10 protein-coding genes and 3 pseudogenes are annotated in these 13,128 nt (G+C 62.1%); 5 read left to right on the plus strand and 8 right to left on the minus strand.

Features of this window, described 5'->3' with window-relative positions:
• Positions 1 to 15 precede the first annotated feature (15 nt).
• Positions 16 to 220 (plus strand): annotated as a pseudogene (locus tag HJ536_RS15550) (transposase); the annotation flags it as partial.
• Positions 221 to 249: 29 nt separating this feature from the next.
• Here HJ536_RS15550 and tnpC read toward each other — a convergent pair.
• The 3 genes and pseudogenes from tnpC to tnpA form a co-directional block, all read right to left on the minus strand.
• Positions 250 to 1,805 (minus strand): annotated as a pseudogene (tnpC, locus tag HJ536_RS21265) (IS66 family transposase).
• 80 nt (positions 1,806 to 1,885) lie between these two features.
• A complete protein-coding gene (tnpB, locus tag HJ536_RS15560; RefSeq protein ID WP_177158514.1) occupies positions 1,886 to 2,206 on the minus strand; it encodes an IS66 family insertion sequence element accessory protein TnpB in 321 nt (106 codons plus the stop codon).
• A complete protein-coding gene (gene tnpA / locus HJ536_RS15565) occupies positions 2,206 to 2,628 on the minus strand; it encodes an IS66-like element accessory protein TnpA (protein WP_338082447.1) in 423 nt (140 codons plus the stop codon). Before tnpA ends, tnpB begins: the two co-directional genes overlap by 1 nt.
• A gap of 74 nt (positions 2,629 to 2,702) precedes the next feature.
• Here tnpA and HJ536_RS15570 point away from each other — a divergent pair.
• Positions 2,703 to 3,769, plus strand: a pseudogene (locus HJ536_RS15570) (IS3 family transposase); the annotation flags it as partial.
• 195 nt (positions 3,770 to 3,964) lie between these two features.
• Complete coding sequence (locus HJ536_RS15575) at positions 3,965 to 5,458, plus strand: flagellin N-terminal helical domain-containing protein (protein ID WP_177158421.1); 1,494 nt, start codon at positions 3,965 to 3,967, stop codon at positions 5,456 to 5,458.
• A 33-nt stretch (positions 5,459 to 5,491) separates the two neighbouring features.
• Here HJ536_RS15575 and HJ536_RS15580 read toward each other — a convergent pair whose 3' ends face one another.
• The 4 genes from HJ536_RS15580 to HJ536_RS15595 form a co-directional block, all read right to left on the minus strand.
• Positions 5,492 to 6,274: a delta-class carbonic anhydrase gene (locus HJ536_RS15580; protein ID WP_228028751.1), complete on the minus strand. Its 783-nt coding sequence runs from the start codon at positions 6,272 to 6,274 to the stop codon at positions 5,492 to 5,494.
• Between the two features lie 314 nt (positions 6,275 to 6,588).
• Positions 6,589 to 7,773: an aminotransferase-like domain-containing protein gene (locus HJ536_RS15585; RefSeq protein ID WP_177158423.1), complete on the minus strand. Its 1,185-nt coding sequence runs from the start codon at positions 7,771 to 7,773 to the stop codon at positions 6,589 to 6,591.
• A 105-nt stretch (positions 7,774 to 7,878) separates the two neighbouring features.
• Positions 7,879 to 9,588, minus strand: coding sequence for a methionine--tRNA ligase (gene metG / locus HJ536_RS15590; RefSeq protein ID WP_177158424.1), 1,710 nt, complete (start codon positions 9,586 to 9,588; stop codon positions 7,879 to 7,881).
• A 110-nt stretch (positions 9,589 to 9,698) separates the two neighbouring features.
• Entirely contained in the window at positions 9,699 to 10,322 is a 624-nt protein-coding gene (locus HJ536_RS15595) for an ImuA family protein (protein WP_228028752.1), read from the minus strand.
• 147 nt (positions 10,323 to 10,469) lie between these two features.
• On the opposite strand from HJ536_RS15595, the gene HJ536_RS15600 reads away from it, so the two are divergent.
• Positions 10,470 to 11,510 carry an aldo/keto reductase gene (locus HJ536_RS15600; RefSeq protein WP_177158425.1) on the plus strand — a complete coding sequence of 347 codons (1,041 nt, stop codon included), beginning with the start codon at positions 10,470 to 10,472 and terminating at the stop codon, positions 11,508 to 11,510.
• A gap of 66 nt (positions 11,511 to 11,576) precedes the next feature.
• On the plus strand, positions 11,577 to 12,464 hold the full coding sequence (locus tag HJ536_RS15605) for an EamA family transporter (protein WP_177158426.1): 888 nt from the start codon (positions 11,577 to 11,579) through the stop codon (positions 12,462 to 12,464).
• Here the strand turns inward: HJ536_RS15605 and HJ536_RS15610 are convergent.
• A complete protein-coding gene (locus HJ536_RS15610; protein WP_338082448.1) occupies positions 12,457 to 13,104 on the minus strand; it encodes an NUDIX hydrolase in 648 nt (215 codons plus the stop codon). The two genes, HJ536_RS15605 and HJ536_RS15610, sit on opposite strands and share 8 nt — an antisense overlap.
• Positions 13,105 to 13,128 lie beyond the last annotated feature (24 nt).

Genomic DNA, 13,128 nt, shown 5'->3' on the forward strand with positions numbered 1-13,128 from the left:
ATTTGAGGACAGATTATGAAGCGCACACGATTTACGGACGAACAGATCATCGGTATTTTTGGCTGTGCATGAGGCCGGCGCAAAATGCGCTGACCTTTGCCGCAAGCACGGCATGGCCGAAGGCACTTTCTACAACTGGAAGGCCAAGTTTGGCGGGATGACTGTGTCTGAAGCCAAGCGGCTGAAGACACTCGAAGACGAGAATGCCAAGTTGAAGAAGCGTCAGCGGTGTCTGCACCTCACGGGAGTTCAGCTTGCGGGCTTGACGTTCCAGGGCAGCAATTCGTCGATGCGGCTTTTCGGGTGGCCAGCGGCGATAGCTTCGAGGGTTGCCTTGAGCTAGGCGAAGGGTTCGACATCGTTGACTTTGGCGGTCGCGATTTGGGAGGCGATGCGGCCCCAAGCCCTGGCACCTTCGTCATGACCGGCAAAGAGTGCGTTCTTTCTGGTGAGGGCGATGGGGCGAATGAGGTTTTCGACAGCGTTGGAGACGATCTCGATGCGGCCATCGGACAGGAAGGTTTGCAGACCGTCCCAGTGGCGGTGGATGTAGGTCCGCTTCTCACCCAGCCGTTACTTGGCCGAGATACGCAGGCGTTGTGCTTGCAGCCATTCTCCGAAGGCTGCGACCAAGGGTGTGGTGCGGTGCGGGCTTGCCGCGCCGAGAGGCGCTGGCCCGGTCCCATACCTCGAATTTCCGCTTCGATCCGGTAGAACTCTGCGATCTGGTGCAAGCCTTCGGCCGCGATTTGCGAACCGTCATGGTCGAAGATTTCCTTGAGCTTCCGGCGCGCGTGCGCCCAATAATGGGCGACCTTGATCGGTGCCCCGCCCGTGCGACAGGGGCGCATCAGGCGGTCCTAGCCGGAATAGCCGTCCAACTGCAGGGTGCCGTCAAAGCCCTGCAGGATTTGCTCTGCATTTTTGCCTGCGCGGTTTGGCGCATAGGTAAAGACCACGCCGGGCGGGTCCTCTCCACCCCAACCGCGATCGTCGCGCGCCATAGCCCAGAGATAGCCGGTTTTGGTTTTGCCCCGCCCCGGATCCAGCACTGGGGCGGTTGTTTCGTCCATAAAGAGCTTGCCCGATGCCTTCAGATGCTCGGAAAGCCTGTCCACCACCGGCGCCAGCTGGAAGGTAGCGGTCCCGACCCAATCGGCCAAGGTGCTGCGCTCTATGTCGATGCCGGATCTGGCCAGGATCTGACTCAGCCGATATAAAGGCAAATGGTCCGAGAATTTGCAGATCGGCACATCAGCGATGGCGCCCTCGGTGGGCAATCCGCCCTCGATCAGGTGGGCGGGCGCAGGGGCCTAGCTGACAACGTTGGTGCAAGCACGGCAAGCATATTTGGGACGCACCGTGACGATCACGCGCACTTGCGCAGGCACGATGTCCAAGCATTCTGTGCGGTCCTCGCCAAAGCGGTGCATGGCCCCGCAGCCACAGGGACAGTCCAGCATTTACGGTTCGATCATCTGTTCGAAGCGCGGCAGTTCGGCTGGCAGGTTGCCCCGATTGCGGCGGGCCGGTTTGCGCGCAGGGGCGCCCGCGGGTATGCTGGCGTCCTGCTGCGCTTCAACCTCGTCGACGGCGGTTTCCAGATCCTCGAAGGCCAATTGCCGTTCGTCTTTGGTCAGTTTTTCCGATTTCTTGCCATGCACGAGCTGCTACAGTTCGGCCACCAAATGCTCGAGCCGCTGGTTCGAGACCTTCAGCGCATCCCGTTCCTGCAGCACCGCAAGAACAGCGGCGCGCTGTTCTTCGGGGCTGGCGGAAAGGTCGAGGATCGGGGTGCTGGACATGCCCTGATACTACCCTGATCCACCTGTAATTGCACGGTATTGTTGAGTTTCTTTTACTCGGCGCACTCCGGCCTGCGGGTCTAGAGCGCCCTGACCTTCCGCCAATCAAGGCACACAAACAGCGCCTCGAATTGGGCGCGGTGCAGGGTCATCGCCCCGTCACGGATCGCGGGCCAGGTGAACTCGTGATCCTCCAGGCGCTTGTACGCCATCACCAGTCCGCTGCCGTCCCAGTACAGGATCTTCATCCGGTCCGCGCGCTTGGCCCGAAAGACGAACACGGTTCCGGTGAACGGGTCCTCGGCCAAAGCCGATTGGACCAGCGCCGCCAACCCGTCATGCCCCTTACGGAAGTCGACGGGCTTCGTCGCGATCAGGATGCGAACGCCCTCAGACGGCATCAACACGGGCTGGCCCTCAACGCCTGCACCATCTCGGCGATCCTGCTGGCCTCGGCATCGAGGGGCAGCTCCAGGCAAACATCCCCTATCCTGATGCGCAGAGTGTCCGAGACAGTGCCAAAGTCCGGTTTTGCTTCCGGCTTTACGCGATCACAGATCACCAAGGGCGCAAAAACGGCTTCATCCTCAGCCCGAGATGGCAGAAGAAGTTCGCCGTCCTTCGCAGCCCGACGCCACGCCGATAATTGGTTCGCAAGCACCCCATAGCGTTCAGCCACAGCCTTGACCGTAGCACCAGGCTCCAGCGTCTCCGCGACCGATTGCGCCTTTGCTTCTTCGGACCAAGTCCGATGACCCGAAGGATGAAATTCCACGCCCAATGAAATGAGAAACGATTTTATCGCGCACACTGCGAAACGCACTCCCCGTTATCAAACAGGAATGATCTCGCATCGCATAAACCTCAGCTCAATGTGGCGCGCAGACATCGGTTACGAAGAAGCTACTGGCCGAGCAGATGCTAGATCTAGCAGCGATGCGTGAGTTGGCTTCAACGTGAGGGCATGAACGCCACTGGTTCGAAAAAAATGCCCGAACGGTGACGCCCGCTGTTAAGCGCGAGGCCGTCGCGCAGCTGAGAAGCCAGTTCTGCTTCTCGGAACGGCGGGCATGCCGGATTGCGGGCGCGGACCGGAAGATGGTCCGGTATGTTGCGCAGCGAGCACCGGATACGGCCTTCGCGGCCGGTTGCGGGAGTTGGCCAACGAGCGGAGACGGTTTGGCTATCCATTGGCCGGTAGGCGATTGCGTGCAATCGCCGTAAGGCGCCGCCTGTTCGTGTTGTTGCGCCGTGAAGGAGAGCCTTCGGGCATCAACCGGATTTATCGCCTCTACCGCAAAGAGAGATTGACGTTCCGTAAACGCAAAGCCCGCCGCAAAGCGATCGGGACGCGGGCACCGATCCTGATCGAAGCGCGGCCAAACGCACGCTGGTCATTGGATTTCGTCCACAACCAGTTTGCCAATGGCCAACGGTTTCGCGTGCTGAATGTCGTCGATTATGTGACGCGGGAATGCCTGGCTGCAATACCTGACACCTCGATCTCGGGGCGTCGCGTGGCACGTGAATTGACCACCATCATCGTTCGGCGGGGAAAGCCCAGGATGATTGTCAGCGATAACGGAAGCGAACTAACTTTTAATGCTATCCTGCGGTGGTGTGCCGAGAACCAAATTGAATGGCATTATATCGCGCCAGGAAAGCCAATGCAGAATGGATTTGTAGAGAGCTTTAACGGCCGCATGCGTGACGAGCTATTGAACGAGACGATGTTCCGCAATCTGGCACACACCCGCGCGGTGATCGCTGCATGGGCCGCCGATTACAATACGGAGCGCCCTCATTCCGCGTTGGATTACCGCACGCCTGCGGAATATGCCCGAACTCTAAACCGCGCAATCGCCCGCCCCGCTGCGCGGGATGAAAGCTCCGCGCGACGGGCGATTGCTCAACCCGCGCCAATCGGCGTAAACACCCTTCAGGCTCATATCGCCATTGGATGAATGTTCAGTGGCAGGTCACTGCCACTGCATCAGGGGCTGGATGCACTGCTTACAGATTGATCGCATAGCCGTCACTAGCATGGAGAACCAGCCAAAAAAGTAGTTCCTCCCAAATATCCCTAAACAAAAACTTAAACCCGTCCGTTGGAGTCGTCAGCGACCAGTTTCTGATTTCTAGCAGAGGGGCAGAGGGACATGATCAATTCGGGATCGGCAGGGGCCGTGAACATTGCATTGCAGGCGATCTCTGCTGCGGATCAGGATCGCTCCAAATCTATGGAATCCCTTCAGACTGGTGAAAGGATTAACAAGGCTGGGGACGACGTTGCCGGTGTCTCGGGCGCAGCGAAGCTGCGCGGAGAGATCACTGCAGTTGCTCAAGGCATCAGGAATATCGGGGATTTTGGGGGATTCCTTGGGACGGCTGAGACGATCCATACGGGCGCGATCGACATCCTTCAGTCCATGCGCGTGTTGGCGCTGCAATCTGCGAACGGTGTGAACTCGGGGAACGAACGCTTTTCCATTAACGATCAGGCGCAGAATTTGTTGACCCAGTACCGCCAAGAGACCACCGGCGGTAACCTTGCTGCGCGGTTTCTGGTGGATGGGTCATTCTCGGACAAGCAACTGACTTTGGGCGCGGGAGACGACAAGTCTCTGAACATCAGCATCCGCTCCATTCAGCTGCCGGATATCGGCCGGTTCAGCAATGGCACCGAAGCCTCGATGAGCTTTACCACCGGCGCGGGCGTGGCCACGGGGCCGATCCAGAGCGGGGCGGTATTTCGGGTAAACAGCCTTGGCAAAACCGCCGAAGCGACGCTGGAGCAGGGCATGTCCGCGCGGCAACTGGCGGACAAGCTGCGCTCGAATGGCGGCGAGAGTTTGGCCGCGGCGGGGGTAGAGCTGATCGCGACCACGCAGGTGAAGCTGACCTCGCTGGCGGCGGGCAATATGGAGTTCAAGCTGAACGGTGTCTCCGTGGGGGGCATCGTCGGGGGCGATGGGGATCTGACAAACCTGAGCAGCCAGCTCAATGCCCAGTCCAACCGGACGGGTGTGACGGCCAGCCTTGATTCCTCTCGGACCAGTCTGACCCTGACGGATGCGCGGGGAAACAATATCAGCCTCTCGGACTTCCAGAGCTCCGATGGTGCGCGGCTGGAATTAACCGCGCTAGAGGATGGCGCGGACGCAGGGGCGACCAGCGGCATCCACACGGGCGTTCTGGAAAGTGGTGGGAACCTCGGGGCCACGATCACGGGGCGGCTGTCCCTGCTGGGGCACGAGAATATCAGCATCATGCAGACCGCCAATACCGGCGCGGGGCAGGGCTTTGTCGAGGGTGATCTGAAGAACAGCACCTTTGAAAGCCTCGGCTCCGTGGACCTGAGCACCGCAGAGGGCGCGATGAAGGCGGTTTCCATTCTGGATCACTCGATCGCGCGGGTCGAGACGGGCCGCGGACGGTTGGGTGCGACGCAGAATACCTTGGATTCGTTAACGCGGGGGCTGGGGCGGCTTCAGACCAATCTGGAGAGCAGCCACGCGTATATCATGGGGGCGGATATGGCCAAGGAGGTCAGCCACTATGCGCAAAGCAGGATCATGCTGAACGCCGCGCAGGCGATGCTGGGGCAGGGGATGAAGGTACAGTCCCAGTTCCTGAACCTTCTACAGGGATAGCGAAAAGGGGCCGGAAATCCGGCCCCTTTTGCTTTAGTTGATGGGAGCGAGCAGATCGGGGTTCGTCACGATCTGGCGCACGCCGTGCGAGTGGTGTTCGTTGAACTTGTTCTCTTCGGCCCAGGCGTGCAGGGACGAGATATCGACCTGAGCACAGGTCGGGCGCACGGACCATGTCACCTGAAGGGGCGAGCATTGCTGTTCGGTGTATTTGGGGCCAGTGGTCGAGCCTGCGAACACAACGGGGGTGCCGGTGTTGGTGGGCAGGGCATCGGGCTGGTAGTAGCCATCCACCTGCTTGCCGTGGAAGTCGTAGGTGCGGAAATCCAGCGCATAGCGGTTGTTCACGACCAGAAAGACCTGGCTTTCCACGCGCAGCTGCGGGTTGGTGCAGCTTTCGGACATGCAGGACCCCAGACCTTCGCCCGGCGCAACCTCGCACGAGGAATAGACCCAGTGCACCTCGATCGTATCGCCAGGTTTCACGCCGCCAAAGGGACCGTGTCCGCCAAAGGGATCTTCCAACTCGGCCGCGTTCAGCTCGCCGCTTTCGTTACACTTCCAGCCGCCATCTTCGCCCTTGCCCGCCGAGACCGAGAAACCGGGGCCCTTGTGTTCGGCGTTGGTGTGGGTGTGGATGTTGCACAGGTTCATCTGCGAGGGCGGCGGCGCCATGTTGAACAGGCGGTGGTTGTTCCCCTCTTTCATAGAGATGTCGCGCGGGGTTTGCGGGCCATAGCCGGTGCAGGCGTCAGCGGCGATACCGGCAGCAGGCAGTAGGGCGATCAGCGCAGCGGCGCTCAGGTGATGTTTCAAGTTTTCCCTCCCTGAGGCGGAATGAACGCCCCGTTTTCGTTTGGTTTGGATGCGGCCAAGCGGCCGCCGTTTGTCGGAACTTTGGGGGAAAAGGGTATTCATTACGTTACCAGCATCCGGGTTTTCGTCGGATTGGCACATATCCTAATGCCGAACGCCCCTTGCACATAGCCGCTTAAGCAGGGGGTCGGTCTGCGAAAAAGGTTAGTTATCGATATAACAAATGGCGGGGACCGGCGGCGCAAGGCCGCATCCCCACAGCAAAAAGCCCCGCCGATGAAGGCGGGGCTTTGCAAAAACACTTCCTGCGGCCGTTAGGCCATCTGGCGGATGGTGGCGGCCAGACGGCGCACGCCCTCGGTCAGTTTTTCCGGCGTGTTGAGGGTAAAATTGATCCGCAGAGACGACTGATCCTTCCCTTCGGGGTCGAACACGCTGCTGGGAGAGATGCAGACACCCTGATCCAGACCGGCCTTCATCAGGGCATCGGTGCTGATCGCGAGGTTCTTCATCTTGGCCCAGACGAACATGCCGCCGCTGGGTTTCTCCCATGTCATCAGGTCGCTCAGGTGTTCGTCCATTGCGGCGCACAGGGCATCGCGGCGGGCACGGTAGAGGTCCAGAATGCCAGGCAGGGCCGTGTCCGCCACGCCCTCTTCGAACGCTTTGGCGGCGACCATCTGGCAAAGGCCGCTGCTGAACATGTCAGAGCCTTGTTTGGCGGTGGCCAGCGCCTTGATCATCTCGGGGGCGGCGATGATCCAGCCGATCCGCAGACCGGGGGCCAACTCCTTGGATACGGTGCCCAGATAGATCACGGGGCCATCATAGGGGCTGCCGTCGCCGCACATCTCCAGCATCGAGGGCAGAGCCTCGCCGTCATAGAAGAGCTTGCCGTAGGGGTCATCCTCGACCAGCCACGCGCCGGTCTCGCGGGCGGCGTCGATCAGCTGTTGGCGCTGCGCGACGGGCACCAGACGCCCGCTGGGGTTCGAGAAGTTGGGCACCGTATAGGCGAACTGTGCACCGGTCATCGCGGCCTTGGGATCAAAGCCCTCGGCCTCCAGCTTCATCGGGTTATAGCGGGGCGTGCGTGGGCGCCACGCATCCAGCGCGCCTAGGTAGGCGGGGCTTTGGGCGGCGATCAGCGCGCCGGGCTCCAGCAGCACCTTGCCGATCAGGTCCAGACCCTGCGCGCCGCCCGTGGTGATCAGCACGTTGTCACGGGTCAGAGGGCTGTTTTCGGTGCTGTACCGCGCCGCCAGAATGTCGCGCAGATAGGGCAGGCCGGGCACGGGGCTATAGGTCAGCGTCTCGGTCGGGTAATCGCGCACCACGCGGCCCGCCAGTTCTGAAATCTGGTCCACCGGCCACGCATCGGGCGCAGGCAGACCGCCCGCCAGATTGATCAGGTCGGGGATCTGGCCTGCCGCCAGAAACACGGCAACCACGTCGTTGGTGTCATTCAGCCAGTTGGCCAAGGGCGCGCGCTTGGTCATCGGAAACGCCTTTCGTTCTATGTCAGTGCGGGGCGCGGGGCCCCGTTAAAGCAAATGCCACCCGTTTTGAGGGTGGCATCCGGTTCGTCGTGTCAGAACCGCAAATCAGGTGCGGGTGCCTGCGAAACGCTGTTGCCAATCCTCGCGCTGTTCGTCGCTGATCTTGGCGAACAGGTTGTCCGGCACCGCAAAGGCGTGACCGGCGGGCAGGCGCTTCACCGCATCAGCGGCGCTGCCGGGCCATTCGGCGTCAACCTTCATGGCGGTCAGCAGCGCGTCTGCTGCATCGGGGATAAAGGGCGCGGACAGCACAGCGTACAGCGGGATCAGGTTCAGGGCGAAACGCACCTGACCTGCGGCCTTCTCGGGGTCTTCCTTGAAGGTCGACCACGGCGCGGCCTCTTGCAGGTATTCGTTGCCCATCACCCAGATGGCGCGCAGGGCACCGGCGGCCTTGCGGACCTCTTTGTCTTCCATGAACTGCTCGTAGGCGCGGATGTTCGCCTCCAAGGCATCCATGAACGCCTGATCAACGGGCAGATCGTCGCCACCTGCGGGAACCTCTTCGCCGAACTTCGAGCGGCAGAATTTGGTGACGCGGCTGACAAAGTTCCCCAGCACGTCGGCAAGGTCTTTGTTCACCGAGGCTTGGAAATTGTCCCAGGTGAATTCGCTGTCCGAGGATTCCGGTGCGTGGCTCAGCAGCCACCAGCGCCAGTAGTCGGCGGGCAGAATTTCCAGCGCCTGATCCATGAACACACCGCGCCCGCGCGAGGTGCTGAACTGGCCGCCGTCATAGTTCAGGTAGTTGAACGACTTGATGTAATCGACCAGCTTCCACGGCTCGCCCGAGCCCAGAATGGTCGCGGGGAAGGACAGGGTGTGGAACGGCACGTTATCCTTGCCCATGAACTGGGTGTAGGTCACGTCGTCCGCGCCCTTGTCGGTGCGCCACCAGCGTTCCCAGTCCGCGCCTTTGCCAGCGTCCACCCATTCCTGCGAGCATGCGATGTATTCGATGGGGGCGTCGAACCAGACGTAGAAGACTTTGCCTTCCATGCCGTCCCAATCCTGATCGCCCTTCTTGACGGGGATACCCCAGTCCAGATCGCGGGTGATGCCGCGGTCTTGCAGGCCGTCTCCGTCGTTCAGCCATTTCTTGGCGATCGAGGTGGTCAGAACCGGCCAACCCTCGCGGGTGTCGATCCACTGCTCCAGCTGGTCCTTCATCTGGCTCTGGCACAGATACAGGTGCTTGGTCTCGCGCATCTCCAGATCGGTCGAGCCCGAGATGGTCGAGTGCGGGTTGATCAGGTCCACGGGGTCCAGCTGCTTGGTGCAGTTGTCGCACTGGTCGCCGCGCGCGCTGTCGAAGCCGCAGTTGGGGCAGGTGCCTTCGATATAGCGGTCAGGCAGGAAGCGGCCATCGGCGTGGCTGTACATCTGTTTTTCGCTGACTTCGCGGATCAGGCCAGCCTCGGCCAGACGGCCTGCGAAGTGCTGGGTCAGCTTGTGGTTCGCGTCCGAGGACGAGCGGCCAAAGTGGTCGAACGACAGGCGGAAGCCTTCGGCGATCTTGGCCTGAACCTCGTGCATTTCGGCGCAGTATTCGGCGACGGGTTTACCGGCCTTGGCAGCGGCCAGCTCGGCGGGAGTGCCGTGTTCGTCGGTGGCGCACAGGAACAGAACCTCGTTGCCGCGACCGCGCTGGTAGCGGGCGAACAGGTCCGCCGGCAGCTGGCTGCCCACAAGGTTGCCAAGGTGTTTGATGCCGTTGATGTACGGAATGGCCGAAGTAATCAGGTGCCGTGCCATGAGGTGCCCCCAGAATTCTGTTGTCCGGCCTCCCTTAGCGCATGAAGGGGCGGTGTTCCAGCATAACGGACGGGCGGGTTAACATCGGCACGCAGATTTTTGCGTCCCTGTCAGCGCGTGGGGGCACTGGTCAGGGTGATCCCGTCCGCACCCCGCACCATCGTCCACGCAGCGGGTGGGGCCATGCGGGCGCGCACCCGCTCCAGCCGCCACGCCGGATCGCGCCCCTTGGTGGGGATCGGCGCGATGTGCCAGCGGGTTTCCACGGCAGGGACGCCGCCCCGCTCTGGGGTCAGCAGTATGCCAATGGGGGCCTCTTTGCCGCGCTCGGCGCCCCGTTCGGCGGCCAGATGCAGGCGGCGCACGGGGGTGATTTCGGGCAGGTCCGTCAACTCGGCCACCACGGCGGCGGCGGCCCCGCTGCGCAAGGATTCCTCGGTCGCCCACAGGATATCGCGGGCATGAGGCGCCTGCACCGTGATGATCCGCGAGGGATCGCACCACGGAAGGATCCCCGCCGGATACAGCGTATCGCGCAGCCATTTCGGGCGCACCCAGATGACCGGCCCGTCCATGCGCCCCGCCCAATCCAGTGCCAGCACCCGCCGCGAATGTCCGCAAATCTCGTGGACGCGGGCCCGCGCGACCTTCAGCCCTCCGGCCAAGGTCAGCTCCGGTCCATCCCGATGGGGCCGCCGGTCCAGAAGATTTGCGTGATTCACCATGGCTTTCATTATATGTTCACTTTTTGTTCTGAAAACCTATTCTGACGGAGGGGGCAAGCTATTCCACGATCCGGTAAATCTACGGGCGGGGGTTGAGTTTTGACGGGGACCACGCATCTTGAGCCTCAAGCGATTGCAAAGACAAAGGATTACCCGATGAAGACCAGACCACTGGGCCGTACCGGCCTTGATGTGAGTGTTTTCTGCCTTGGCTCGATGACTTGGGGCACCCAGAACACCGAGGCCGAAGGCCACCAGCAGATCGAGCGCGCGATCGAGGCGGGGATCAATTTCATCGACACCGCCGAGATGTATCCCGTGAACCCCGTGCGCGCTGAAACCGTCGGCGTGACCGAACAGATCATTGGCAACTGGTTCGAAAAGACCGGCCGCCGCGATGAACTGATCTTGGCGACCAAGCACAGCGGCGCCGGTTCCTTCGCCCGTGACGGCGCGCCGATTACGGCAGAAAGTATCCCGCAGGCGGTCGAAAACTCGCTGAAGCGTCTGAAGACCGATGTGATCGATCTCTATCAGTTCCACTGGCCGAACCGCGGCAGCTATCACTTCCGCAAACTGTGGGATTACGATCCGTCCAAGCAGAACGCGGAAGAGACGCGCCAGAACATGGAAGATTGCCTTGGCGCCCTGCAAAAGCTGGTCGACGAAGGCAAGATCAAGCATTTCGGCCTGTCCAACGAAACCGCGTGGGGCACCACAAAATGGGTCCAGCACGCCGAGGCGGGCAAGGGCCCGCGCGTGGCCTCGATCCAGAACGAATATTCGCTGCTGGCCCGTTATTTCGACACCGATCTGGCAGAGGTCTGCGTGAACGAGGATGTGGGGCTCTTGTCCTATACCTCGCTCGCGGCGGGGCTGCTTTCCGGCAAATACCAGAACGGGCAGGTGCCTGCGGGCTCGCGCATGGCGATCAACGGTGACCTTGGCGGGCGCAAGACCGACCGCGTGTTCGATGCCGTGGACGCCTATCAGAAGCTGGCGGACAAATACGGCCTCAGCCTGGTGCAGATGTCGCTGGCATGGGTGCGCGACCGTCCGGGCATGTGCTCGGTCATCATCGGGGCGACCAGCATGGACCAGCTCGAAGAGGTTCTGGGGGCCCACGATCTGCACCTCCCCGAGGAGCTGTTCAAGGAAATCGACGCGGTGCATAAACAGCACCCGCTGCCGTTCTGATCCAATGCGGGGCCTTCGGGCCCTGTTTTTGCTGGTGGCGGCACGGGCGCGGTGCAATATCGCGCTATGGATGCATGGATTCTGATCACCTTTGCCGCGGCGACGTTCCAGACGCTGCGGTTCGTACTGCAAAAGCGGCTGAGCGCGCGTGAACTCAGCGCCGCTGGCGCGACCTTTGCGCGGTTCATCTATTCGTTCCCGTTCGCGCTGGCGATCACGCTGATTTACCAGCAGATGCGCGGATTTGACTGGCCGCAGATGGCCCCGTCGTTCTGGGTGCATGGGGCGGTCGGCGGTGTCTCGCAAATCCTTGCCACGCTGATGACGGTGATGCTGCTGGGGCGGCGGAACTTTGCGGTCGGCATGACCTTCAAGAAAACCGAGGTGATCCTGTCGGTCATCGTGGGCCTTCTGGTGCTGGGGGACGTGGTGTCGTGGCCCGCGATGGGCGCGGTGCTGGTCGGTCTGGCGGGGGTGCTGCTGCTGTCCAAAACGGCCAAGGGCGCGGGATGGGACAGCACGGCGGTGGCGCTGGGCCTTGGCTCGGGGCTGCTGTTCGCGATTTCCGGCGTGACCTATCGCGGGGCGACCTTGTCGGTGATCAGCGATGATCCGTTCCTGCGGTCCTCGGTATCGCTGGCGCTGGTGACGCTGTTCCAGACGGTCGCGATGCTGATCTGGCTGGGCCTGCGGGACCGCGCGCAGATCGGCAAAGTGCTGGCCGCATGGCGCCGCGCGGGCCTGATCGGGGTCATGAGCCTGTTCGGCTCGCTCAGCTGGTTCACGGCGTTTACCCTGCAGGCCGCAGGTCTGGTGAACGCGGTCGGTCAGGTCGAGTTGATCCTGAGCATCTTTGTGGGCCGCGTCATTTTCGGCGAACGGTTAACCCTGCGCGAAATCCTCGGGATCGCGACGATCGGCGCCAGTGTGGTGGTGCTGGTTCTGGTCAGCTAAGGGGGCTGGCTCCGCCCAAACGGGCAAAGTGGATGTCCTCGTCCCGATCACGGTAGAACGGCACGCTGTCCGGCACAGGGCCGCCACCAAGGCGGGCCCCGATTTCGGCCAGCACGACCTCGGTGATAAAGGGCAAGTCAAAGCGGCGCACCTCTGGCAGGGGGATCCACTGCAGGTGGCTCAGCTCATCACTGGCGGCCGAGAAATCGTCGGGATCGGTGGCCAGCGCATCCGCATCAATCAAAAAGAACCGCGCGTCGAAACGGCGAGGGCGACCCGGCGGCGTGATGGCGCGGAAGACGAATTCCATCGCATCGGCGGCGGGCAGGAACCCGCGGGCGGCATAGCCCTGCCAGTCGGCGGGCACATCCCCGTCCCATGCTCCGGCGGCCCCAAGGATCAGCCCAGTTTCCTCCCACAGCTCGCGGATTGCGGCGACGGGCAGCGCATGGGCAACGGTGGGGGTGGTTTGTTCGGCCAGCCGCGCCGCGCAGGACGCGGGCAGCGGCATGGCCAAAGGTACAGCGGCGTCGGCGGCATCGACCGCCCCGCCCGGAAACACAAACTTCGACGGCATAAACGCGGCAGTGGCCCCGCGCTGCCCCATCAGGATACGGGGCGCTGTGGACCGGTCACGCACCACAATCACAGTGGCGGCGTCACG

This window comes from Donghicola mangrovi (genome assembly GCF_013377535.1).
GTDB classification, from domain to species: domain Bacteria; phylum Pseudomonadota; class Alphaproteobacteria; order Rhodobacterales; family Rhodobacteraceae; genus Donghicola; species Donghicola mangrovi.